Here is a 22,844-nt window from a genome sequence, read left to right on the forward strand (position 1 = left end):
GCGTTCCGGGCGTTCGACCCGCACCAGGTCCTGCTGCTGCCTCCCTCGCCGGGCGACTGGCTGCCCGGGGACCACCTCGCCCGGTTCGTCGCAGACCTGGTCGACGAGGTACTCGGCCCCTGTCCGCCCCGACCCACCGGTCACAGCGACGGAGCCGCTTGCTCGTTACTGACTCAGGTTTTTCAGCGTTCCGCCTTTTCCCAGGGCCTGACCCCGAGTTTCCCGGTGGTTCCGAGATCGAGGTGCGGGGTCACCGTCACCGGGTCGGCACCCTCCTTCGCCCGGACCCGCACGTGGGGCACGTTCACCGGCGTACCGAACTCGGTGGTGTTGCGCCAGACCAGGCCGGCGGTCGCCGACTCGCCGGGCTCGAGCGTGACGGGCCGGGGCTGTTCGTCGGGCCCGGCGCCGGTGGTGATCTCACCGCTGCCGTCGAGGACCTCGACGCCGTCGACGGGCTCGAGGCCGTCGTCCAGGAGCTCCAGCAGCGGGTAGCCCTCGACGGTGTAGACGCGCGTGCCACAGTTGTCGAGGCGCAGGCTCACGACGCGCAGTCCCATGGCCGCGTTGCCCTCGTCGGCGCTGACCCGGATCCCGGAGGCGGGGCAGGCGCCCGGTTCGGCCGGCGCCTCGCCCGCGGGGACCTTGGTCACTTCGAGCACCTCGACCTGCGTCACCCGCGGTGCGGTGGGCGGCAGCTCCCCGGCCCGGACCGTGCCCCGCACGGTCCGTCCGGGGCCGACATCGCGCACGGTCCCGGTGCGGTTGGTCACGGCCCCGCCGTCACCGCTCGTGAAGGTGAAGACGACCGAGTAGGTCAGGGTCTCGGTGCCCTCGTTGGTGACCTCGTAGGTGGCGAAGACCCCCGAGTCCGAGCCCGTGGTGAGCCTGTCGGCGGAGACGGAGTGGCTGCGGGTGGGCGAGGGGGAGGCCGACGGGAGGGTCAGCGAGGTGATCCGCACGCCGTCCCTGCCCGGATCGTCGATCCGCGTGCCGTCCTGCGACGCGGCCGCGTCGGCACCAGTGCTCCCGGCGCCCGTGCGCTCCGTCCCACAGGCCGTGAGCAGCAGAACGGTCGCGGCGAGAGCCGACAGGAAGGGGATGGTCACGGTGGAAGCCGGGCGGAGGCCGGCGAGTCTGGGCATCCGGTCATCTCATCAAGGTGTGGCCCCCGTGCGTGCGACAGAGGTCACAGTTCCGGTCACAGGGGTGTCACAAGTGGGGCGGGGAGACAGGGGGAGACAGGGGGAGACGCAGCTCCGGAAGCGGCCACTCGTGGTTCGTCGGTTTCCTCGATCCACGCTCGGGCAGGAGGGGGCACCGCTATGGGGGCAAGTCCGGGTGGAGGCGTCCTACGGGGTGCTTCCGCCCGAGGGCGGGTTTCCGGTTCCGGTCAGCAGGCGCAGGAGGTGCGTGCAGGCCGATTCCTCCCGCGTGTGCCGGGTGACGACCGCCCAGGTGCCCCGTTCGTAGGCGCCGGTCTCCCACATGTCCGGGGCCGTGCGGGAGCGGCGCAGGTAGAGGAAGTCGGTCGGCAGGGGGGAGGGCTCGTGCACGCCCTCGATGTAGTAGTGGCCGTCCCGCACGCCCAGGGCGCGCAGGACGGTGCGCAGAGTGCCGCGGTTCACCGGCAGACCCGGGTCAGCCCGCCGCGTGAGCGAGGTAGCCGTTGTCCAGGAGCCATCTGACGTTCAGACGCTCGCCGTCGCCCGGGGTGAGCAGAGCGGGGTCGAGCTTGATCTGCTGCCCGCCGCCGGGCTGTTCGAACCAGGGGGCGATGCCGCCCTGCCAGACGGCGAAGGGCTGGGTGACGGTGTAGCGGTGGTAGTCGCACGGGTAGGCCGGCTCACGGGTGTTGAGGTTCTGCGGCGGCAGCGCCCGCTTGGCGTAGGGGTCGCCGGCGGGGGCCAGGTAGGAGCCGTACTCGGAACCGAAGCGGTCCAGGTCCTCACCCGGCTCCAGGACCTCCACGTGCTTGTCGACCTCCCCGTTGACCTCGGCGAACCCGTCGTTGGGCGGGTACTTCCACCCCGCCGGCCCCTCAGGATCCTCGTCCTTCCAGTACTTGGCCAGGAACGCGCCGGGGGAGAGGTCACCGGTGCGCCGGTAGTCCTTCAGCAGCGGTCCCACCGGGGCCTCCCAGGGACGGGGCAGGGCCTTTGGACCCAGCCGGGCATCGCCCCGGTACGCGCCGGTGCACGGGGCCGGACGCGGGGCCGTTCGTCCCGTCCGGTGATGCTCCTCGGTCGCGGAGGTCGCGGAGGTCGCGGGGGCCGCGGGGGTGGCGGCGGTCGCGGTCGTCGGGGACAGCGCGGTGGCGAATGCCAGGGTCAGGGCGGACAGGGCCGCGCGTGAGCGGTTCTTCACGTGTCGTACTCCGGTGCTCGTCGGGGCGCCCCGGCTCGTACGAGGCCACCCGCTGGGGCGCGCAGTGGCAAGGTGAACAGCGGCGGTGGCCAATGCCAGGGCCGATGTCGTCGGGGCGTTGTCGCCCGGCTTCCGCAGTCAGGAGGTGGCCGTCCCGGCTGGTTCGGCGTTTCGACGTGAAGACCAACGATCGCGTGACGGCAAGGACACGCGTTCTCGTGGCCGACGACGCGGAAAAGGGCCGGCCGGACCGTCGCAGGGCGCTCGTTCCCGTCGCTCAACTGCTTTTGGCCGAGCAGTGGATGGAGCGAGGAACCAGAGAGAGGACAACCGCCCTCCTGCCGGCGGTCGTGCACTGTCGGGCCGTCCGCAGGGGTGTCACCATGAGGCGGGGCCACGGTCGACGATCCCGACGGGCAGGCACCTGCCCGGCCCGGTCGCCCCGTTCATGCAGCGAGGAACCGAACCACGGGGAGCCGCCGTGATCGCGCACGTGACCGCCGTCCTGCCCCACCGAACACGCGTCCCGCTCCTCCTCGCCGTACTGCTGTTCATCGTTCTCACACCGGCCGCGCCCGCCGCTGCCACGAACGGGACTGCCGACACCGTCCGCTCCGCGAAGCCGCGAGGCGGGGCCGAGGTCGTCGCGGTCACCCGGGTCGCCGAGCGGCAGGCCGACCTGTCGGTGGGATCGCGGGCCCTGGGCGGCCGGACCGTCAAGGTGCGCCTCCTCACCCCCGACGGCTGGAACCCCCGTGACCGGCGTCAGCACTGGCCGACCCTCTGGCTGCTGCACGGCTGCTGCGGCGACTACACCTCGTGGACCGGCCTCACCGATGTCGCCGGGATCGACAGCCTGCGCGACGACGTCCTCGTGGTGATGCCGGAGGCCGGCTGGAACGGCTGGTACAGCGACTGGTGGAACCACGGCCGGGGCGGCGCCCCGGCCTGGGAGACCTTCCACACCGTCGAGCTGCGCCACCTTCTGGAGCGGGACTGGGCCGCAGGCGCCCACCGCGTCGTGGCCGGCCTGTCGATGGGCGGCCAGGGCGCCCTGCAGTACGCCGCCCGGCACCCCGGCATGTTCAAGGCGGCCGCCGCGTACTCCGGCTCCGCCCATCCCCTGCTGAACGACGAGTCGGCCGATCGCATCATGGGCTTCTTCGCAGGCCAGGGCGACGACCCGCTGCGCGTCTGGGGCGACCCGGTCGCGCAGCGCCGCATCTGGCAGGCCCACGACCCGTTCCACCTGGCCGAGCGGCTCAGGTCGGTCCCCGTCCACCTGTCCTGCGGCGACGGCACCACCGGCCCCCTGGACCCGCCGGGCGCCACCAGCGCGCTCGAGGCCGACTTCAACCGGCAGAACCACGCCCTCGCCGCCGAGCTGGAACGCGTGGGCGCGAAGCACGTCACCACGCACTTCTACGGGCCGGGAACCCACGGCTGGGCGTACTGGGAACGTGAGCTGCACGCCTCCCTGCCGATGCTGCTCGACGCCCTGCGGGTCGACGGCTGAACCCCGGTCCGGCAGCGGCCGACCACTGCGGCGCCGGCGCACGGAACCGGCCTGCCCGCACCCCGCACCCCGCGGCAACACGTGAACCGGACATGACATCACGGGGGCGTCGCGGGGACCGTCCGGACCACCCGGTCGCGATCGTGGAGGTGCGCCCCGCGGCCGCCGACCGCACGATGGGCCGTGTCGCCGACCGGCACACCGGCCGGCACCGGCCGGATGCGAAGGAGGCCCCGCGGTGGGCGAGCTGTACATCGACGGCGAGTGGACGCAGGCCGCGGCCGGCGGGCAGCGGGAGGTGGTCAACCCGTACGACGCCTCCGTCGTCACCACCGTCGACGAGGCGGACGCCACCGACGTGGACCGCGCGGTGCGCGCCGCCCGGCGTGCCTTCGAGGAGGAGGAGTGGGCGAACGCCCCCACCCGCCACCGCGCCGACCTCCTGCTGCGCGTCCACGACCTGCTGCTGCGCGACCGGGACGAGATCGCCCGCACCGAGACCCTCGACACCGGCAAGACGCTGACCGAGGCCCGCATCGACGTGGAGGACGTGGCGAACGCCTTCCGCTACTTCGCCGAACTCGCGGGCAAGGACGGGGGCCGGGTCGTGGACGTCGGCCCGGACGTCCTCAGCCGCGTCGTCTACCAGCCCGTCGGGGTGTGCGCGCTCATCGCCCCCTGGAACTACCCGCTGCTGCAGGCCTCGTGGAAGGTGGCGCCGGCGCTGGCCGCCGGCAACACCTTCGTCCTCAAACCCAGCGAGACCACACCGCTCACCACGATCGCCATGATCCGGCTGATCGAGGAGGCCGGCGCACCTCCCGGCGTCGCCAACCTGGTGCTCGGCTCCGGGGCAAGGGTCGGCGCCGCCCTGACGGAGCACCCCGAGGTCGACCTGGTGTCCTTCACCGGCGGTCTGGCCACCGGACGCGCCATCATGGCCGCCGCCGCCAAGGGGCCGAAGAACATCGCCCTGGAACTGGGCGGCAAGAACCCCAACATCGTCTTCGAGGACGCCGACTTCGCCGCCGCCGTGGACTACGCGCTGGACGCCGCCTTCCTGCACTCCGGGCAGGTCTGCTCCGCCGGCTCACGGCTGCTGGTCCAGGACTCCCTGCACGACCGGTTCGTGGACGCCCTCGCCCGGCGCGCCCGGGCGATCCGCCTCGGCAACGGCATGGAGGAGGGCACCGAGAGCGGTCCCCTCAGCTCCGCCGAGCACCGGGAGAAGGTCGAACGCCACATCGCCGCCGCCCGCAAGGAGGGCGCACGGCTCGTCACCGGCGGCACCCGCCCCGACGACCCGGCGCTGAGCAGCGGCTTCTTCCTCCTGCCGACCGTCTTCGCCGACTGCGACCGGTCCATGAGCATCGTCCAGGAGGAGGTCTTCGGACCGGTCGTCACCGTCGAACGCTTCCGCACCGAGGACGAGGCGGTGGAACTGGCCAACGACACCCGCTACGGCCTGGCCGGCGGCCTGTGGACCTCCGACGCGAGCCGCGCCCAGCGCGTCGCCCAGCGGCTGCGGCACGGCACCGTGTGGATCAACGACTTCCACCCCTACGTGCCGCAGGCCGAGTGGGGCGGCTTCGGCCGCTCCGGCGTGGGGCGCGAGCTGGGCCCCACCGGGTTGCGCGAATACCAGGAGGCCAAGCACATCTACCAGAACCTGGCCCCCGCGCCCTCCGGCTGGTTCAAGGGCTGACCAGGCGCGACACACCGCTCGCAGCCCGCAGCCCGCAGCCCGCAGCCCGCAGCCCCTGGCCCGTCCGCCCCCGACGGCTGCCGAAGAAAGGCATCCCATGGCCTCCACCACCCCGCACGGCGCCGAGTCCGCCTACGACTACGTCATCGTCGGCGGCGGCACCGCCGGCTGCGTGCTCGCCGCCCGCCTGAGCGAGGACCCCGACTGCCGCGTCTGCGTCATCGAGGGCGGCCCCAGCGACATCGGCGACGACCGCATCCTGCGCCTGCGCAACTGGATCAACCTGCTCGGCTCGGAGTTCGACTACGGCTACACCACCGTCGAGCAGCCGCGCGGCAACTCCCACATCCTGCACTCGCGTGCCCGTGTCCTGGGCGGCTGCTCCTCCCACAACACGCTGATCAGCTTCCTGCCCCTGCCGCAGGACCTCGACGACTGGGTGGCCCACGGCTGCACCGGCTGGGACCCGGCGACGATCCTTCCCTACCGCGACCGGCTGCTCACCAAGATCGTCCCGGTGGCCGAGGCCGACCGCAACCCCATCGCCAAGGACTTCGTCACCGCCGCCTCCCGGGCCACCGGAGTCCCCGTCGTCGACGACTTCAACGCCGAGCCCTTCGCCGACGGCACCGGCTTCTTCTCCCTGGCCTACGAGCCGGAGGGCAACCTGCGCTCCTCCGCTTCCGTCGCCTACCTCCACCCGGTCCTGGACCGCCCCAACCTCACCCTGCTCCTGGAGACCTGGGCCCACCGGCTGCTCGACGACGAGTCGGGGAGGCCGACCCGCGTCGCCGTCCGCGGCGCCGACGGCGAGCCGGCCACCGTGCGCGCCGAGCGCGAACTCCTGCTGTGCGCCGGCGCCGTCGACACCCCGCGGCTGCTGATGCTGTCCGGCATCGGGCCGGCCGACGACCTGCGCCGCCTGGGCATCGACGTGCGGGCCGACCTGCCCGGCGTGGGGGAGAACCTGCTGGACCACCCCGAGTCGGTGATCGTCTGGGAGACCGACGGCCCACTGCCGCCCAACTCCGCGATGGACTCCGACGCCGGCCTGTTCCTGCGCCTGGAGGCCGGCCAGCCGCGCCCGGACCTGATGTTCCACTTCTACCAGGTGCCGTTCACCGTCAACACCGAACGGCTGGGCTACCCCGTTCCGGAACACGGGGTGTGCATGACGCCGAACGTGCCGCGCGCCCGCTCCACCGGCCGCATGTGGCTGCGCAGCGCCAACCCGACCGACCATCCCGCTCTGGACTTCCGGTACTTCACCGATCCCGAGGGCCACGACGAACGCACCGTCGTTGAGGGCCTGAAGATCGCCCGCGAGATCGCGGCGACCGATCCGCTGAGCGGCTGGCTCGTCCGCGAGGTCGCACCCGGCCCGGACGTCACCTCCGACGCGGACCTGTCGGAGTACGGGCGCCGCGCGGCGCACACCGTCTACCACCCGGCGGGCACCTGCCGCATGGGCGCCGCGGACGACCCGATGGCCGTCTGCGACCCCGAGTTGAGGCTGCGTGGCGTCGAGGGCGTGCGCATCGTCGACGCGTCGGTGTTTCCGACGATGCCCACCATCAACCCCATGGTGACCGTCCTGCTCACCGCCGAACGCGCCGCCGACCTGCTCACCGGCCGCCCCGGGCCCGCCGGGGGGACGGGGCGGTGACCCGGCCCGTAGCAGTCCGGGACCCGGGGCCGGAGAACGAGGTCGACATGTTTCACCGGTGCTGGACGGGGACACGGAACCACCAGGACACTGCCGTACCACCCGTACCACAGCGAGTCCGGACACCGACGAGAGGTCTCCCGCGCTCCGTGCGCCGCGGCAACCGCCGCCGGCCGCCGCGAGCCGACGCCCTGACCCTCGACCAAGGAGGAAAACGGCCGTGTCGACCGCAGGAGACAAGAGCGCCGGAACAGCACCGGAGGAACCGACGGCGGAAGCCGGGACGGCGGGCACGGGCACGCTCAAACCCGTGGTGTTCTACGGGGCGGCCGTACTGATCCTCGCGATCTCGATCTGGGCGATCATCACGCCCTCCGGTGCGGAGTCGGTCATCGGAGTGGCGGTCGACAGGATCTCCTCGTGGTTCGGCTGGTACTACTTCCTCGCCGCGACCCTGTACCTGGCGTTCGTCGTCTTCATCGGTGCCTCCAAGTACGGCACGGTCAAGCTGGGGCCCAAGCACTACAAGCCCGACTACGGTCTCTTCGCATGGGCGGCGATGCTCTTCGCGGCGGGCATCGGCATCGACCTGATGTTCTTCTCGGTCGCCGGGCCCGTCAGCCACTACCTCACGCCGCCGGAGGGCGACCCGGAGACGGTCGAGGCCGCCCGGCAGGCCGTGGTGTGGACCCTGTTCCACTACGGCATCACCGGCTGGGCCATGTACGCGCTGATGGGCATGGCACTGGGCTACTTCGCCTTCCGGTACCGGCTGCCGCTCGCGATCCGCTCCGCGCTCTACCCGATCATCGGCCGCCGGATCCACGGACGGATCGGTGACGCCGTCGACCTGGCTGCCATCCTCGGCACCGTGTTCGGCATCTCCGTGTCGCTCGGCATCGGCGTGGTGCAGCTGAACTACGGACTGAAGGTCCTCTTCGGCGTACCGGAGGGGCTTCCCGCGCAGATCGGCCTGATCGCCGTGGCGGTGGTGATGGCCACGGTGTCCGCGGTGGCCGGTGTGGACAAGGGTATCCGCCGGCTGTCGCAGCTCAACGTCCTTCTGGCCGTCCTGCTGATGCTCTTCATCCTGGTCGTGGGTGAACCGTTCCGGCTGCTCAACTCCCTCGTCCAGAACGTCGGGGACTACGTCAGCCGCTTCCCGTCGATGACCCTGAACACCTTCGCCTACGACCAGCCCACCGAGTGGCTGGACGCGTGGACGCTCTTCTTCTGGGCCTGGTGGATCGCCTGGGCGCCGTTCGTCGGGCTGTTCCTGGCACGCATCTCCCGGGGCCGCACCCTGCGTCAGTTCGTCGCGGCGACGCTGATCATCCCGTTCCTCTTCACCGGCCTCTTCCTGGCGGTCTTCGGCAACAGTGCCCTGTTCCTGGTGCGCGACGGGAACACCGAGTTCGGCGAAACGGCCATGAACGCCCCCGAGCAGGGCTTCTACGGCCTGCTGGACCAGTACCCGGGTGCCCTGTTCAGCGTCGGACTCGCCACGTTCGTCGGGCTGCTGCTGTACGTCACCTCCGCCGACTCCGGGGCCCTGGTCATGGGCAACCTCAGCGCGGATCTTCCCACCCCGGTGACCGACGCGGCCCCGTGGCTGCGCATCTTCTGGGCGGTGACGACAGGGCTGCTGACCCTCGCCATGCTCCTCGTGGGCGGTGTGCAGGCACTCACCGACGCCACCATCATCATGGGGCTGCCCTTCTCCTTCGTCATGTTCCTGATCATGGCGGGGCTCTATCTGGCGCTGCGCACCGAACGGATGAGGGCGGAGGCGCTGACCACCACGCTGCCGGCGTCGCTCTCCGGGCGCACCACGCAGCAGGGCCCGCCGGGGGCCCGGAACTGGCGGGCCCGGCTGGCGCGGGTGATGGCGTTCCCCGGCCGGCGGGCGGCCACCAGATTCGTCGACGAAGTGGGCCGCCCCGCCTTCCAGGAGGTCGTCCAGGAGCTGCGGGAACAGGGGGTGGAAGCGGAATTCCTGGAAGGGGTCGACGAGGAGAACGACCTCACGCATGTCGGCCTCAGGGTACCGAGCGGCCCGAGCGACGAATTCGTCTACCGGATCTGGCCCGTGGAGTTGCCGACGCCCGCGTTCGCCACCAAGTCGGTCAGCACCCACGACACCTACGTACGCTTCGAGGTCCAGCTCGCCGAGGGCAACCAGGGCTACGACGTGATGGGCTACACCAAGGAACAGCTCATCGCCGACAGCCTCGACCAGTACGAGCGGCACCTGGAGTTCCTGCGGCTGCACCACGAGGCGGCGGCCGGATCGGCTTTCCCCGACCACCGCCCGGACGCGCCGGAGGCACACCTGCCGGAGTAGGCCCGTCTCCGGGCGACGTTCTTCCGCAACACCGATCCCGGCGGACGCTCCCGACCCGGTGGCGACCTTGTGGACCGGCCGCCTCCTGCGGAGCCGGTGGTCCTGCCGGGGAGAGTGCGTCGTGGGCGGGTCCGCCGCGGCACTCCGCCGGCGGGGTGAGGAGGGGCGGGCGAGGCGGCCGTGTCCCCTCGGGGCGCGGCAGGGGCGTTCGCGCCCCGAGGGGACACGGTGGCGGCGTGGCCAGGATGCCTTCCACCGAATCCGGCGCGCTCGACCGCACCGCCGGGTCCGCCACCCGGGCGGCGTTCAGGAAGTCCACCAACCGGGCCGACAGCGCCTGCTGACCCACACCGCGCGCGCCGCGCCCTCGACCCGTCGACGGGCGCGGTACCCCGGGCGCGGTACCCCACGTGTCCCGCGCCCGTCCGCCGGCCGGTCGGGATCGGCCCGTGCCACCGCCGGGAACCGGAGCCGGGCCGACGGCTGCGTCACGGTATGTCAGGACGGACGAGGGCCCTGGCGAAGGGCTCGCCGGTGCGCCGGGCGTACGTCATCCGCTCGCGCACCTCGCGCAGCGTGCGAGGCCGGTAACCGGGCCCGCCGCAGCAATTCCTGTGGAAGTGGACACCCGCGTGCAGCAGGACCGACAGGGTGCGCCAGGCCGCGGTGTCCCGACGCGGAGGTGCGGCGAAGGCCATGCCCACGTGGATGAGCGGCTCCGCGCAGCGGGGGCAGATCCGCTGCTGCCCGTCCCTGGCGTAGGTCTGCTTGCAGGAGGCCCGGCAGGGCAGGCAGACGTAGGAGGTCTTCGCGCGTCCCATGTCGGCCAGAGTAGGCGGCGGGCGGCCCGGGTTCGACATGATTACGGGACGACCCCGGAGCGACAGCCCGGCCGTGCCCGTCGCGCCGGCCGTGGCGGCTCAGTTGGCCAGTGCGGTGCGTTCGGCGTGGGCGACCTCGACGGAGGCTGTGTCGGAGACTTCACGGTTGCCCTCGAAGTCGCTGTACCCGCTGAACTCGCCCTCGTCGGACTCGGTGTCGCCGGCCTCCAGGTGGGTCGTGCCCACGTAGGTCTGGCCGACGAAGTCGCCGTCCTCGTCGAAGGCGTTGACGACGACGGAGTAGTTGGCGGGCCCGTCGCCCCTGTTGGTGATCCGGCAGGTGAACTCGTACGTCCCGTCGGGGTCCGCGTCGCAGTCGTTGTACGAGTAGATGTCGTCGTCGTCGCAGTACGCGTCGTCGCTGTCGTCGGCGACGAGCTCACCGCCCGAGACCTCGACATGGGCCATCACGTCGCCGCCGTCCTCGCCCAGAACCCACCAGGCGACGCCGCCACCGGCGAGGAACGCGGCGACGACGGCGAGTACGGGAGTGCGCCGCCCCGTTCCCGCTCCGGGCCGGGGACCGGCCGGGAGCGTCGGAGCCCGATGGCCATGAGGATCCTGAACGATCTCAGGAGCCGGGTGTGCCCGGGGGGGCCGGGTACGGGGCGGGAGGCAGCGTGGAGGGCGGCGGGGGCGCGGAGGCCGGCGAAGGTTCCGGTGCCGGTCTCCCGGGGGTGCTGTTGTCGGACATGGGCCGGCGACTCCTCTGCGGGGCGGTGCGCCGGGAGGCGGGCACGGGGCGGGAGGTGCGGCGGGTCGGGCGGAGGCGGCACTTGTCCTTGCTCTGCGTCCTGCGTTGCGCGCTCTGCGGTGTTCTTCCCGCCTCGTGCGCGGCGAAGCCCGCACGGGCCCGGCGAGAACTACGGGCAGCGCATACGCGGTGACGGACCCTCGGAGGTCGAGCGGTCCGGAACCCGATGCGAGGACTCGCCTGTTGTGACTGGAGAAGGACAAAGAGCCGTTCACCGAACTGGTCCGCCGCACCGGTACACGCTGACGTGCGCCGCTCGTTGGGCCTGAGCTCGGCCGTCCCGTTCCGACGTCCTGGTCCCAAGGTCGCCGCCGAGACGGGTCCATCGGCCGATGCCCGCCCCGGCCACCGAGGTGATCATGAGAGTGGTCCGTTCGAGCCGAGGAGGCAGCCGTGCGTGTGGAGCAGGTGAACTGGGTCGAGATCCCGGCCGGGTTGCTGCGTCGGGGTACACCGGTCGACGAGGTGGCGGCAGTGGCCCGCCGCTACGCGGACACCGGAGTGCCGGTGGAGTGGTACATGAAAGAAGCCCCGCGCACGGAGATCCACGTCCCCGCGTTCCGGATCGCCCGCACCCCGGTCACGGCCGGCCAGTGGGCGCTCTTCGCGGCGGCCACCGGCCGGCCGGTCCCGCGGACGCCGGCGGCGGACCACCCGGTCATCGGGATCGCCTGGGAGGCGGCTACGGCCTACTGCCGGTGGCTCGGGGGACGGCTCGGCCTCGATGTGCGGCTGCCCACGGAGGACGAGTGGGAGCGCGCCGCGCGGGGCGACGACGGCCGGGAGTTCCCGTGGGGCGAGGAGTACCGCACCGGCCTGGCCAATCTGGTGGACCTCGGCATCGGCACCACGATGCCGGTCGGCTCGTTCCCCGGCGGAGCCGGCCCCTTCGGCGTGCTGGACATGGCGGGCAACGCCGACGAGTGGACCTCCACCCTCTACGCTCCCTACCCCGGCGCGCCCGCCGAGGTGCCGGGCACCGAGGACTGGGCCTTCGACCGGCACGTCACCCGAGGCGGAGCGTTCCGCCACGACCGGGACCTGGCCCGGTGCGCCCGCCGGCACGGCGTCTATGAGCCGGATCTTGAAGCGATCGGGGTGGGCTTCCGCCCGGCGGCCCCGGCCGCGTGGAGCCGGACGCCGTGCCGGCGCGCATGACGGGCGGCACCTCCTTGGGGCCGTACGTTCTCAGCCGCACCGGCCTGTGCGCGTTCCGGCGCCGTGTACGTCGCGCCGGCGGCAGACCGCCGGCGGGTGTGAGCGTACGGCGGCTACCGGGCCGTGCCGAAGTTCTGGGTCCAGTAGTCACCGGGCTGCGCGAGACCGACGCCGATCTCCTTGAACGCGCAGTTGAGGATGTTCTCCCTGTGACCGGGGCTGGCCATCCAGCCGGCCATCACCTGTTCGGGAGTGGAGTAGCCGTAGGCGACGTTCTCGCCGTAGGTGCTCCAGCTGTAGCCGGCCCGTGTGATGCGGTCGGCGGGTGAGGAGCCGTCCGAGCCGGTGTGCGACATGCTGCCGCTTGCCGCCATGTCCTCGCTGTGGTTCTGTGCGGCCTCGGTCAGGGTGTTGTTCACCTTCACCGGGGAGCAACCGGCCTTGCCGCGCTCGGCGTTGACGAGTTCCACGACCTCGGTGACGGCTCCGGAGGCGTTGGTGTCACCCGTCGCCGCGGGGCTCGAGGAACCGGTGGTGGGCTCGGGGGCGGCCGTGGTGGGCTTCGGCGCGGTCGTAGAGGGCTCCGGGGCCGCGGTGGTGGGCTTCGGGGCCGCGGTGGTGGGCTTCGGGGCTGTGCTGATGGGCCTGGAGGCGGACGTCTCGGGAGCCGTCTTCTTCGGCCTGTGCGACGGCTTGGCGACGCTGTCCTTCGGCGTGCCGCTCTTCGAGGGGCTCGCGGTGGCGGCCGGTGTGCTCGACGGCGCCGTCGAGGGCCCGCCGTGCTGCCGCCCGCTCCACGGGCGGTACCGGTCGGCGTCGCCCCACCCGTCCTTGGCCGCGACCGGGGCGGCGGTGTCCTGGTTCTGCTGTCGCCCGCTGCCGGGCCAGTCGGCACAGGCCATGGCGACCGAGGGTATGCCTATGGCGCTCATGGCGACTGCCGTGACGACCGTCCGCCGGTACCGCTTCTGATGACGATGCTTTCCCATGCGTGACCTCACCTGCTGCTGTCCGGAGGTCGTCATTCTTGGGACGGCTCGGCACAGGGCGCAAAGGCCGTCGTACTACCGGGCTTCGTAGGTCCGCGAGGGTCTTGCGGCGGGCCGGAGAGCGTGCCGACCCGCTCGCGGAGGGCCCTCGGGCGGCCTGCCGCCTCGTCAGAAGCCCTTGCCCGGCGAAGGAACCGCGGCTCCCGGTTCCCCACCGGATCACCGCCCGCCCCGGCCCGCCCCGCGCCCATGGCAAGCCGGACAAATCCCTTATGTCATCGGAGCGGGTTCTACTAAGCGGCCTGCGTAGATCGCGGACGCGGTGTGACAGGTGTCACGGAATAATCAATTCCGGATTGGTCCCGGAGGCCGAGGAGCACCCCGCGGGTGCCGGGTGCCGGGTGCCGGGTGGGGGCGAGGCCGGATGCGCCGCCCGAGGGCACATCCAGGGCGGGATCGTGCTCACGTTCGTTCAGGGGCGAGCCGTTTGACGGACACGTCCGGCGGGCTCGTCCTCAGGACACCGGCGCCGTCGAGACGCCGGGTCGGGAGAGGCGTCACAGCGGAAAGGCCCGGGCAGCTGAAGATCTTCGGGTTCTTCTCGCCCGGTTCCCGGAGCTTCGGGTCCTTCTTCCGGGTGTCCGGGCCGGTCAGGTTCCTCGGCCCGGTGTCCGCGTCGGACACGAGGCAGCAGCGCACGCCGGCAGCACGGACACGTCCGGGTGCCGGCGCGGACGGGCGCTTGTGGGGGAGGAGGCGCCTGGCAGGGGGATGTGGGCGGCGAGCGGACAGCCCATTGCGCGCAAGCGTGTTCGACATTACGGTCCTCGGCGATCAACGGCCTCCACAGACGCGGCCGTCCATGGCTTGAAAGGTGCACGAGGCGCATGCGGCAGCCAGCCACCCAGATCATCCGGAATCCGGTCCTGCCGGGTTCGCACCCGGACCCGTCCGTGCTGCGCGTGGGCGACGACTTCTATCTGGCGACTTCGACATTCGAATGGCATCCCGGAATACGGCTGCACCACTCCCGTGACCTGGTGGACTGGCGGCCGCTGGGCGGTGCCCTGGACACCACACGCCTTCTCGATCTCACCGGCTGCCCGGACTCCGGCGGGGTGTGGGCGCCGAACCTCACCTACGCGGACGACCTGTTCCACCTGGTCTACAGCAACGTCTCCACCTATGCGGGAGGCTTCACCGACAGCCCCAACCATCTCACCACGGCCCCGTCGATCCACGGCCCCTGGTCCGATCCCGTACCGCTGCACGCGCGGGGCTTCGACGCGTCCCTCTTCCACGACGGATCCGACAGTTGGCTGCTGAACCTGGTCCACGACTGGCGGCCGGGGCACGGTGGCTCGGCAGGCTTGGAGGCGACCCGGTACGACCGCTCCGCACGCCGTCTGATCGGAGACCCGATGCGGATCGTGCTGCCGCCGCAGGCCGGCTGGATCGAAGGCCCCAACCTCTGCCGGCACGCCGGCTGGTACTACCTGCTGACCGCGGACGGAGGCACGGGCTACGACCACCAGGTCACCGTCGCTCGCTCCCGCACCCTGACCGGCCCTTTCGAACGCGACCCGCACGGGGCGCTGATCACGGCCCGCCACCACCCGGACCTGACTCTGCAGAAGGCCGGTCACGGCAGTCTCGTCGAGATCAAGGAGGGCCAGTGGTACCTGGCCTATCTCGTCGCCCGGCCCGAGGGCCGCCGGGGTCCGTGCGTGCTCGGCCGCGAGACCGCGCTGGCACCCGTCACCTGGACCGGCGACGGATGGCCGCGCGTCCCCACCGGTCTGCCCGCCCCGGAAGTCCCCGCCCCCGGCCTGGTCACCGGGGACAGTGAGGCCGGCGGTGAGGTGACGCGGACCCAGGACGGCGAGGACGGCGAGACGGACGGCTTCGACCGGCCGGTACTCGGACCGCAGTGGTCCACGCTGCGGCGTCCCGCGACGCCCGACTGGATCTCCCTCACTGCCCGCCCCTCCCATCTGCGGCTGCACGGGGGCCGTTCGCCACAGAGCCTGATCGGCCCCAGTCTGGTGGGCCGCCGGGTGACGTCCGCGAACGGTGCCTTCGAGGCGACGATGGAGTACAGGCCGCGGTCCTTCCAGCACCTGGCCGGTATCACCGCGTACTACAACACACGCAACTGGTATTTCCTGCACGTCACGGCGGACGACGAGGGGCGGACGGTCCTGCGCGTGGCAGGCCGCGACCGCGGTGTGCTGAGCGTGAAGGAGACCGACGGGATACCTCTCGACGGGATCCGCCGCCTGCGTCTCGGCCTTGATCTCCAAGGGCCGGCCCTGCGTTTCCGCTACGCCACCGACGACGGTTGGCACCCGGTCGGCCCGCCCCTCGATGCCACCGTTCTGTCCGACGAGCATGCCGAGGAATTCGAGAACGGACAGATCAGGGCTCTCGGCTTCACCGGCGCGTTCGTCGGCATGTGGGCCTGGGACCTCACCGGAGGTGGCCTGCCCGCCGACTTCGACGAGGCAACCTGGCACGTGGCCCGTTGACGCCGCCGATACCGCCAATACCTCAAAGCCGATGCGGGTCGGCCCGCGGTGGCCGCTCCCACCTCTCCGAGCACCGCCGGGGCGACGGGGTGATGCTCAGCCTCTACGGTGTGTGGGCACGCCGGCACACGGACGGGGGACGGGAGGTCCGTGCCGTACCGCCTCACCCGCCGTCAAGGGAGAGATGTGGACCGGGGTGCGGTCGTGCTTCGTGGGGTTCGTCGTGGAGGTGTGAGCCGTGTCCCGGTGGTCGCCCTGTCTGGGAGAGTCATGACGAGTAGGTTCACCGAGCTGGTCGTCGACTGCCACGATCCTGGGAGGCTGGCGGCCTTCTGGTGCGAGGTCCTGGACTTCGAGGTGATCGACCGGAGCGAGGGCAAGGTCGAGATCGGCTCCTGGGTGCCGACCGTCGAGGAGGTCCGGGCCCGCCAGATGCCGCCCACCCTGCTGTTCGTCCGGGTGCCCGAGGGCAGGAGCGTGAAGAACCGGCTCCACCTCGACGTCAGCCCGATCGACGGCAGCACCGAGGACGAGGTGACCAGACTGCTCGGTCTCGGTGCCACCGGGAGGGATGTGGGCCAAGGGCCGGACCGGGGCTGGGTGGTCATGGCAGACCCCGAGGGCAACGAGTTCTGCGTCCTGCGCACTCTGGCACCGCAGGAGTAGTGCTGCTCCGCGGAAGCCCGCGGAGGGGTTGATCAAGCCGTCCCGGTCGTGGTCGACAGGGTGCCGGCGCCCGCCTGCTCACCGGATTCCGGAGTCGGGATGTTCGGTGTCCCATTCCTGGCGTGCTCGCGCGATGGTGTCGCGGTGCTCTGCCGACCAGTCCGTGAGGGCCTTGACCAGATGGGTGAGACTGTGGCCCATCGTCGTGAGCTCGTACTCGACCTGCGGGGGCACCGTGGGGTGCACGGTCCGGGTGACCAGGCCGTCGCGTTCCAACCGGCGCACGGTGAGCGTGAGCATCCGCTGTGAGATGCCGGGTACAGCACGCTGCAACTGCCGGAAACGGCGGACGCCCTGGGCCAGTTCGACGACGACCAGGACCGACCATTTGTCGCCGATCCGATCGAGCACCTCGCGGATCCCGCAGTCCTCGTGCTCATCGCCGCAACTGACGACGGGCTCGGTGGTTACCCCGGTGTGCCCCACTGACATGGAAGTGCCTCCTTACGTTCCCCGGCGCGGAACCGCAGGATGATCCCGGTTACCGAAAAGAACCTACCGGAACGGGAAGACCCTGATGATCCTGGTTACTGGCGCCACCGGTGCCCTGGGCACGCTGATCGCCGAGCGGCTGGCCGCCCGCGACGACACCGTCCTCGGAACACGCGACCCCCAACAGCCCAAGACCCGGCTGCCGGTTCGCCGCATCGACTTCGACGAGCCCGCCACCCTCGCCGGGGGTTTCGAGGGTGTGGATGTGCTGCTGCTGATCTCCGCGGGCTACGGCGAGGACGACACCGTCATAGCCCGGCACGGCGCCGCCGTCGACGCCGCAGGGAAGGCAGGCGTGAGGCATGTCGTCTATACGAGCCTGACCGGCGACGGCGATCATCTCCCCTACGCGCTGCCGCACCGCTGGACCGAGCGTCGGCTTCGGGACAGCACCATGGACTGGACGATCCTGCGCAACGGCCTGTACGCGGAGTTGCTGGGCGGGCTCGCGGCGCCGTCGGTCGACGGGAGAATCACTGCCCCGCTCGGCGAGGGCCGCCTGGCCGCCGTCGCACGGGCGGATCTGGCCGAGGCCGCCACACGTGTGACGCTGGAGGCGCCCGCTCACGCGGGCCGGATCTACGAACTCGTCGGTGAACAGGCCATCGGCGGCGCCGACCTGGCCGACGCGCACGGCCCGCACGTCACCTACACACCGGAGACCCTCGCTCGGGCCCGCACCCGTATCGCCGCTGCCGGCGCCGAGCCGCTCCAGGTGCCGATGCTGGTGGGCACCTACTCCGCCATCGCGGCCGGGTTCATGTCCCGCACCGACGGTGACCTGCGACGACTGCTGGGCCGTGCACCCCGCTCCGCGCTCGCGGCAGCCATCGCGTAGCCCCACGGCAACCAGTCCCCAACCTGTCCCACGGTCCCTCTGGGCTCGCCACGTCACGTCAGTAATCGGTCGCCGAGGGGGCTGCGCAGGTAGAGCACGAGGTGTCCGTGCCGGGTCCGGGTGACCAGTCCGGCGCGGTGCAGGACGCCGAGGTGCCGGCTCACCGTGCCGGGAGTGACTTCCAACCGCTGAGCCGGTTCGGTCGTGCTGGCCGGCCGGGTGAGGTGGCCGAGGACGCAGGCGCGGGTGCGGCCGAGCAGGTTGGCCAGGGCGGTTGGCGGAGCGGCCTGCGTCGAATGATCCGAGCCGAGAATCAAGCCCCCGCCCCAGGAGAACGGCCAGGCTCTTGAGCGGTCAGGACGGCAGGAGCACCTGACGAGCCGTTTCGGGCGTCGTCGCGGGGCGGGGAACGAGCCGAACGCAGGCGACCATCCCGTGGGTCCTCACCAAGGTCTGGGGTACCACGACCGCCGCGGCAGCAGCCATGTCGTCCGGCACAGGCCGACGCCTCGCCGAACCCGCTGGCGTATCGCCTAGCGGGGCCTGAGTCCGTCGACGACGACGTCCAGCATGCGGTTTAGTTGGGGGCGCTGCTCGGGTGCGCCGGCTACGGAAAGCAAACCGGCGAGGATGCCGCCTACGTCGGTCGGGTCGATGTCGCTGCGCAGTTCTCCTGATGTGGCGCCGGCCTTGAGCACCATCGCCAGGACCTGCTGGACCTCGTCACAGACCGGTCCGGTGCCGAAGCGGCCGGAAGCGCTCATGGCGACCAGGGCCTCGCAGATGCCGCGTCGTTCGCCGGCCCAGTCGGCGAACCGGAGCATCCACGCGTGGAGGGCCTGTGCGGGCGGCTCGGTAGCCAGCAGGGTGCGCGCGTCTTCGCGCAAGGGGCGGATCTGGTCCCGGTAGACCTCTTCGACCAGATCCTCTCGGGTGGGGAAGTGCCGGTACAGGGTGGCGTTCCCTACTCCCGCGCGCTTGGCGATCGCATCCAGCGAGATCGCGCGTCCGGAGGCGAAGGCTTCGGCGGCCGTGACGATCAGCTGCTCGCGGTTGCGTTGCGCGTCGGCGCGCAGGGTGCTGCGTGGAGGTGTCATGACCTTCGCGATCGTGAGTGTCGGATGAGGCTCGGGAGCGAATTGGGGATGTCCCCGGTTCAGTGTACGGTGAGGCAACCGGGGAGTTCCCCGATTGTGAAGCGGTCCCGCCCACTGCTTCAGCGACGAAAGGTTTGCCATGCCCACAGCGCTCATCACCGGGGGGACGACCGGGATCGGCAGAGCGACGGCCGAGCTGCTGCACGCCCGCGGCTACCAGGTCGCGGTCACCGGACAGAATCCTGATTCCCTCGCACGGGCACGGTCCGAGCTCCCCGACGACGTGCTCGTCGTCCGATCCGATGCGCGCGTGCTCTCCGACACCGACGCTCTGATGTCAGCGGTGTCGGAGCGGTTCGGGTCACTGGACCTGCTCTTCCTCAACGCCGGGATATTCCGTCCGGCACCGGTGGCCGATGTGACGGAGAGATCGTTCGACGAGCACGCCGACCTCAACTTCAAGGGCCAGTACTTCACCCTCCAAAAAGCCCTTCCCCTCATGAACGACGGCAGCTCGATCGTCCTGACCGTGGGCATCGGATCCCGTCGCGGCAGCCCTGGCGCCACAGTGGGGGCGGCGACACGCGGCGCGCTGCTGGCGATGCTGCCCTCGCTCGCGCTCGAACTGGCTCCGCGCGGAATTCGCGTCAACGCCGTGAGCCCCGGGGCCACCGACACCCCACTGTTCGACAAGCTGGGAGTGCCCCAGAGCGGCCGGGACGCCATGCGCGCGAAGATCCCCTTCGAGCGCTTCGGATCCAGCCAGGAGGTCGCGGAGGCAGTCGCCTTCCTCGCCTCGGACGCCGCCGGCTATATCACCGGCCAGGACGTCGCCGTGGCCGGCGGCTACGGGCTCGGCGCCTGACATACGGACACCTGCCGGTCAACCGGCCCGCACCTTTCGAACGCCACGTACCACAACTACAGGAGAACGCGATGCCACTCACTCTCGACACCTACCGGCTGCTGGGCCGTTCCGGGCTGCGGGTCTCACCGCTGGCGCTGGGCGCGGCCACCTTCGGCAACGACTGGGGCTGGGGTGCCGAGCGCGAGGAGGCGCGCAGGCTCTTCGATCGCTACACCGGGCTCGGCGGCAACTTCCTCGACACCGCCAGCACCTACACCAACGGCAGTTCCGAGCGACTGCTGGGCGAGTTCACCCGCACCAACCGCCCCGAAATGGTGCTGGCGACGAAGTACTCGACGCTGCGCCAGCCCGGTGACCCCAATTCCGGGGGTACGCACCGCAAGAGCATGCTGGCGTCGGTGGAAGCCAGTCTGCGGCAGCTGAACACGGACTACATCGATCTGCTCTATCTGAATGTATGGGACTTCAGGACGCCGGTGGAGGAGATCCTGCGCGGCCTGGACGACCTGGTGAGGCAGGGCAAGGTTCTGTATGTGGGGATCTCCAGCGCCCCTGCCTGGCAGGTGTCGCGCATGCAGGCGATCGCCGACCTGCGTGGCTGGTCGCCGCTGGTCGCACTGGAGACGGAGTACAGCCTGATCGACCGTACCGGGGAGCGTGACCTGATCCCCATGGCACGCGAGATGGGGCTGGGTGTGGTCTCCTTCTCCCCGCTGGGCGGCGGGGTGCTCACCGGCAAGTACAGCAGGGAGGACCAGAACCCGGTGGGCCCGGTTGCCGGCGAAACCGCCAGCAACCGCAAAAGCCTCAACGCCGCCCTGGGATGGGTCACCGACCGTAATCTTGCCATCGCCGCTGCGGTGAAGGAGGTGGCCTCGGAGCTGGGCCGCACACCTGCCCAGGTCGCACTGGCCTGGAACCTGCACTCCCCGGGCGTGACGGCACCCATCATCGGCGCCCGCACCATCGCGCAACTGGAAGACAACCTGGGCGCCCTGCAGGTCGACCTCGCTCCTTCCCAGCTGGCCCGCCTCGACGAGGTCAGCGCCATCGACCTCGGCAATCCGCACGGCCTGCTCGCCAGCGACCACATCCGCACGGTCACCACAGGCGACATGAAGATCGAAAGCCGCCGCTGATTCACTTCATGAACCGCGACATCCAGACATACCACCACGTTTTTGATGATGGAACGGAGCAACCTCGGCATGGGTAAGTACAGCGACAAGAACGTGGTGATCACGGGTGGCAGCAGCGGCATGGGGCTCGCGGTGGCGGAGCTGCTGGTGCAAGGCGGAGCCCGCGTGGTGATCACCGGCCGGTCTCAGGACACGCTCAACGCGGCGCGCAAACGGCTCGGCGAGAATGCCGTGGCCGTCCGGAGCGATGTGGCCTCACTGTCCGACCTGGACACGCTCGCCGACGGTGTGAAGAGCGAGCTCGGCTCGATCGAGGCTCTGTTCGTCAACGCCGGGATCTCCGCCCTGACGCCCCTCGAGTCGACGACCGAGGAGGCATACGACGAACTGTTCGCGATCAACGTCAAAGGCGCCTTCTTCACTCTGCAGAAGCTCGCCCCGCTGCTGAGCACGAACGCCGGCGTCGTCCTCACCACCTCGATCGCGAACGTCATCGGTTTGGTGGACACCAGCGTCTATGCGGCCGGCAAAGCGGCGCTGCGCTCGATGGCCCGCACCTTCTCCCGCGAGCTGCTTCCGCGAGGTATTCGTGTCAACGCGATCAGCCCGGGTCCCATCGACTCGGGGATCCTGGAAAGGATGAACTTGTCCGAAGAGGCCGCCGAACAGTTCAGGGCGGAGCGGACCGCGAGCAACCCCATGGGGCGTTACGGCACGGTCGAGGAGTTCGCCAAGGCGGCCGCATTCCTCGCCTTCGATGCCACGTACACCACCGGCATCGAGCTGGCCGTGGACGGCGGCGAAACCCAGCTCTGAACTCGCCCTGCCGTCCCGCCACGGGCGTAAGGCCCGTCACGACCGACCGAGAGACTTCCACCATGACCGTCCAGGGACCATACGGAGGTCTTTTCGTGCGCTCAGCAGAACTGATCACGCAGACGCTGGTCACCGTTCATGGCGAGCATGCCGCGGTGCTCGGGATGCCAGCCCGGTTCCTGGGCGCGGCCGGCACAGATGCGGCGGGAAGCGGCCATGACGAGGTCGCCGAAGGGCCCCGCACCTCCTCGGCTTCCTCTGGGGTGACGCCGCGAGTCCTCACGGTGAGGTCCTCGGCGACCTTCTCCGCGCGTCGTCATGCCACCGACGGTGAGAGAGAGGATGCAGGCCCAGCGGAGCATCCGCCCGGCCACGCCGCCCCAGTCAAGCGGGGGCCGTCGCGCTCTCACTCTCGGGGGCGCGCGGGCCGGGCAACATCGCGGCCCGGGCGGTCAGGTCCAGCTCTGGGCGGCTGTTCATGTCCAGCACCTCGAAGAACTTCGGCAACAACGCGAACCCGAGCCGGGTCGCCCCGGACTTGTTCCGCACCCGCCTCATGTCGTCTTTGAGCAGCGTCCAGACCTCGATCAGGTCCTCCGGCTCCCAGTCCTGCCGCACCCGCACTCCTCCACCCCGCCCGAGATCACTCGTTCAGCTCAACGAGGCGCCCGACGAGGGGGAACGACGACCACAGCAGTCGCACGGCGCTACATGTCCGTTCGCCGTAGCTATACGAGAACAGGGCCGTGACCAATTGCTCCGACGCCGCCGCACCTGCGGCAGCGACCATCGTGGGGGAGAAGCCCAGTGCCCCGCCCCGCCGGCGAGGCTTGACCGAGCGGACCGCCCGACTCCGCGACCGACGCCGCCTGCCGCCTGCCGCGGCCGTCGTCGACCGTCCGACGTCCGACGGCACGATCACCGATACCGGCACCGACTCCTACCGGCTCGCCCCCGGGC

At 71.0% G+C, this 22,844-nt stretch carries 21 protein-coding genes; 11 read left to right on the forward strand and 10 right to left on the reverse strand.

From position 1 onward, the window contains the following. Positions 1-182: 182 nt before the first annotated feature. The 3 genes from ACWZEH_RS30370 to ACWZEH_RS30380 form a co-directional block, all read right to left on the reverse strand. Positions 183-1,145, reverse strand: coding sequence for a DUF4232 domain-containing protein (locus tag ACWZEH_RS30370; RefSeq protein ID WP_456194257.1), 963 nt, complete (start codon positions 1,143-1,145; stop codon positions 183-185). A 207-nt stretch (positions 1,146-1,352) separates the two neighbouring features. Continuing rightward, a complete protein-coding gene (locus ACWZEH_RS30375) occupies positions 1,353-1,628 on the reverse strand; it encodes a hypothetical protein (RefSeq protein ID WP_456194258.1) in 276 nt (91 codons plus the stop codon). Between the two features lie 13 nt (positions 1,629-1,641). Beyond that, complete coding sequence (locus ACWZEH_RS30380) at positions 1,642-2,367, reverse strand: TNT domain-containing protein (RefSeq protein ID WP_456194259.1); 726 nt, start codon at positions 2,365-2,367, stop codon at positions 1,642-1,644. Positions 2,368-2,815: 448 nt separating this feature from the next. Here ACWZEH_RS30380 and ACWZEH_RS30385 point away from each other — a divergent pair, with 448 nt between their 5' ends. From ACWZEH_RS30385 to betT, 4 genes are all read left to right on the forward strand, one after another. Next, positions 2,816-3,883, forward strand: a complete 1,068-nt coding sequence (locus ACWZEH_RS30385) for an alpha/beta hydrolase (RefSeq protein ID WP_456194260.1) — start codon at positions 2,816-2,818, stop codon at positions 3,881-3,883. A 238-nt stretch (positions 3,884-4,121) separates the two neighbouring features. Further along, on the forward strand, positions 4,122-5,588 hold the full coding sequence (locus ACWZEH_RS30390; RefSeq protein ID WP_456194261.1) for an aldehyde dehydrogenase family protein: 1,467 nt from the start codon (positions 4,122-4,124) through the stop codon (positions 5,586-5,588). A 97-nt stretch (positions 5,589-5,685) separates the two neighbouring features. Continuing rightward, complete coding sequence (locus ACWZEH_RS30395) at positions 5,686-7,254, forward strand: GMC family oxidoreductase (RefSeq protein ID WP_456194262.1); 1,569 nt, start codon at positions 5,686-5,688, stop codon at positions 7,252-7,254. A 220-nt stretch (positions 7,255-7,474) separates the two neighbouring features. After that, entirely contained in the window at positions 7,475-9,598 is a 2,124-nt protein-coding gene (betT, locus tag ACWZEH_RS30400; protein WP_456194263.1) for a choline BCCT transporter BetT, read from the forward strand. A gap of 488 nt (positions 9,599-10,086) precedes the next feature. On the opposite strand, the gene ACWZEH_RS30405 is transcribed toward betT, so the two are convergent. Together ACWZEH_RS30405 and ACWZEH_RS30410 are read right to left on the reverse strand one after the other, a co-directional pair. Continuing rightward, entirely contained in the window at positions 10,087-10,419 is a 333-nt protein-coding gene (locus tag ACWZEH_RS30405) for a deoxyxylulose-5-phosphate synthase (RefSeq protein ID WP_456194264.1), read from the reverse strand. A 99-nt stretch (positions 10,420-10,518) separates the two neighbouring features. Then, on the reverse strand, positions 10,519-10,887 hold the full coding sequence (locus ACWZEH_RS30410) for an FxLYD domain-containing protein (RefSeq protein ID WP_456194265.1): 369 nt from the start codon (positions 10,885-10,887) through the stop codon (positions 10,519-10,521). Between the two features lie 739 nt (positions 10,888-11,626). Between ACWZEH_RS30410 and ACWZEH_RS30415 the strand changes: the two genes are divergently transcribed. Beyond that, a complete protein-coding gene (locus ACWZEH_RS30415; RefSeq protein WP_456194266.1) occupies positions 11,627-12,391 on the forward strand; it encodes a formylglycine-generating enzyme family protein in 765 nt (254 codons plus the stop codon). Between the two features lie 113 nt (positions 12,392-12,504). On the opposite strand, the gene ACWZEH_RS30420 is transcribed toward ACWZEH_RS30415, so the two are convergent. Further along, positions 12,505-13,380: a CAP domain-containing protein gene (locus tag ACWZEH_RS30420; RefSeq protein WP_456194267.1), complete on the reverse strand. Its 876-nt coding sequence runs from the start codon at positions 13,378-13,380 to the stop codon at positions 12,505-12,507. Between the two features lie 887 nt (positions 13,381-14,267). Here ACWZEH_RS30420 and ACWZEH_RS30425 point away from each other — a divergent pair. Further along, complete coding sequence (locus ACWZEH_RS30425; RefSeq protein ID WP_456194268.1) at positions 14,268-15,908, forward strand: glycoside hydrolase family 43 protein; 1,641 nt, start codon at positions 14,268-14,270, stop codon at positions 15,906-15,908. Positions 15,909-16,178: 270 nt separating this feature from the next. After that, entirely contained in the window at positions 16,179-16,574 is a 396-nt protein-coding gene (locus ACWZEH_RS30430; protein WP_456194269.1) for a VOC family protein, read from the forward strand. A gap of 78 nt (positions 16,575-16,652) precedes the next feature. Here the strand turns inward: ACWZEH_RS30430 and ACWZEH_RS30435 are convergent, their stop codons facing one another. After that, entirely contained in the window at positions 16,653-17,066 is a 414-nt protein-coding gene (locus ACWZEH_RS30435) for a winged helix-turn-helix transcriptional regulator (protein ID WP_456194270.1), read from the reverse strand. A gap of 85 nt (positions 17,067-17,151) precedes the next feature. On the opposite strand from ACWZEH_RS30435, the gene ACWZEH_RS30440 reads away from it, so the two are divergent. Continuing rightward, positions 17,152-17,964, forward strand: coding sequence for an NAD(P)H-binding protein (locus tag ACWZEH_RS30440; RefSeq protein WP_456194271.1), 813 nt, complete (start codon positions 17,152-17,154; stop codon positions 17,962-17,964). Positions 17,965-18,017: 53 nt separating this feature from the next. Here the strand turns inward: ACWZEH_RS30440 and ACWZEH_RS30445 are convergent, their stop codons facing one another. Continuing rightward, the gene (locus tag ACWZEH_RS30445; RefSeq protein ID WP_456194272.1) at positions 18,018-18,281 is read right to left on the reverse strand and encodes an ArsR/SmtB family transcription factor; all 264 of its coding nucleotides are present in this window, start codon (positions 18,279-18,281) and stop codon (positions 18,018-18,020) included. Positions 18,282-18,497: 216 nt separating this feature from the next. After that, on the reverse strand, positions 18,498-19,061 hold the full coding sequence (locus ACWZEH_RS30450) for a TetR/AcrR family transcriptional regulator (protein ID WP_456194273.1): 564 nt from the start codon (positions 19,059-19,061) through the stop codon (positions 18,498-18,500). A 139-nt stretch (positions 19,062-19,200) separates the two neighbouring features. Between ACWZEH_RS30450 and ACWZEH_RS30455 the strand changes: the two genes are divergently transcribed. The 3 genes from ACWZEH_RS30455 to ACWZEH_RS30465 all read left to right on the forward strand — a co-directional run bounded on the left by ACWZEH_RS30455 (position 19,201) and on the right by ACWZEH_RS30465 (position 21,884). After that, positions 19,201-19,926, forward strand: a complete 726-nt coding sequence (locus ACWZEH_RS30455) for an SDR family oxidoreductase (protein ID WP_456194274.1) — start codon at positions 19,201-19,203, stop codon at positions 19,924-19,926. Between the two features lie 71 nt (positions 19,927-19,997). Beyond that, the gene (locus ACWZEH_RS30460; protein WP_456194275.1) at positions 19,998-21,068 is read left to right on the forward strand and encodes an aldo/keto reductase; all 1,071 of its coding nucleotides are present in this window, start codon (positions 19,998-20,000) and stop codon (positions 21,066-21,068) included. Positions 21,069-21,137: 69 nt separating this feature from the next. After that, positions 21,138-21,884: an SDR family oxidoreductase gene (locus ACWZEH_RS30465; protein ID WP_456194276.1), complete on the forward strand. Its 747-nt coding sequence runs from the start codon at positions 21,138-21,140 to the stop codon at positions 21,882-21,884. Between the two features lie 384 nt (positions 21,885-22,268). Here ACWZEH_RS30465 and ACWZEH_RS30470 read toward each other — a convergent pair whose 3' ends face one another. Continuing rightward, the gene (locus ACWZEH_RS30470; protein ID WP_456194277.1) at positions 22,269-22,502 is read right to left on the reverse strand and encodes a hypothetical protein; all 234 of its coding nucleotides are present in this window, start codon (positions 22,500-22,502) and stop codon (positions 22,269-22,271) included. Between the last annotated feature and the right edge of the window lie 342 nt (positions 22,503-22,844).

Source organism: Streptomyces yamdrokensis (assembly GCF_053890455.1).

Excerpts from the sequence above, each read along its gene's own strand:
- ACWZEH_RS30370 (WP_456194257.1), bottom strand. The coding sequence starts at position 1,145 with ATGCCCAGACTCGCCGGCCTCCGCCCGGCTTCCACCGTGACCATCCCC.
- ACWZEH_RS30385 (WP_456194260.1), top strand. The coding sequence starts at position 2,816 with ATGCAGCGAGGAACCGAACCACGGGGAGCCGCCGTGATCGCGCACGTG.
- ACWZEH_RS30395 (WP_456194262.1), top strand. The coding sequence starts at position 5,686 with ATGGCCTCCACCACCCCGCACGGCGCCGAGTCCGCCTACGACTACGTC.
- ACWZEH_RS30405 (WP_456194264.1), bottom strand. The coding sequence starts at position 10,419 with ATGGGACGCGCGAAGACCTCCTACGTCTGCCTGCCCTGCCGGGCCTCC.
- ACWZEH_RS30410 (WP_456194265.1), bottom strand. The coding sequence starts at position 10,887 with ATGGCCCATGTCGAGGTCTCGGGCGGTGAGCTCGTCGCCGACGACAGC.
- ACWZEH_RS30420 (WP_456194267.1), bottom strand. The coding sequence starts at position 13,380 with ATGGGAAAGCATCGTCATCAGAAGCGGTACCGGCGGACGGTCGTCACG.
- ACWZEH_RS30425 (WP_456194268.1), top strand. The coding sequence starts at position 14,268 with ATGCGGCAGCCAGCCACCCAGATCATCCGGAATCCGGTCCTGCCGGGT.
- ACWZEH_RS30430 (WP_456194269.1), top strand. The coding sequence starts at position 16,179 with ATGACGAGTAGGTTCACCGAGCTGGTCGTCGACTGCCACGATCCTGGG.
- ACWZEH_RS30435 (WP_456194270.1), bottom strand. The coding sequence starts at position 17,066 with ATGTCAGTGGGGCACACCGGGGTAACCACCGAGCCCGTCGTCAGTTGC.
- ACWZEH_RS30440 (WP_456194271.1), top strand. The coding sequence starts at position 17,152 with ATGATCCTGGTTACTGGCGCCACCGGTGCCCTGGGCACGCTGATCGCC.
- ACWZEH_RS30450 (WP_456194273.1), bottom strand. The coding sequence starts at position 19,061 with ATGACACCTCCACGCAGCACCCTGCGCGCCGACGCGCAACGCAACCGC.
- ACWZEH_RS30455 (WP_456194274.1), top strand. The coding sequence starts at position 19,201 with ATGCCCACAGCGCTCATCACCGGGGGGACGACCGGGATCGGCAGAGCG.
- ACWZEH_RS30460 (WP_456194275.1), top strand. The coding sequence starts at position 19,998 with ATGCCACTCACTCTCGACACCTACCGGCTGCTGGGCCGTTCCGGGCTG.
- ACWZEH_RS30465 (WP_456194276.1), top strand. The coding sequence starts at position 21,138 with ATGGGTAAGTACAGCGACAAGAACGTGGTGATCACGGGTGGCAGCAGC.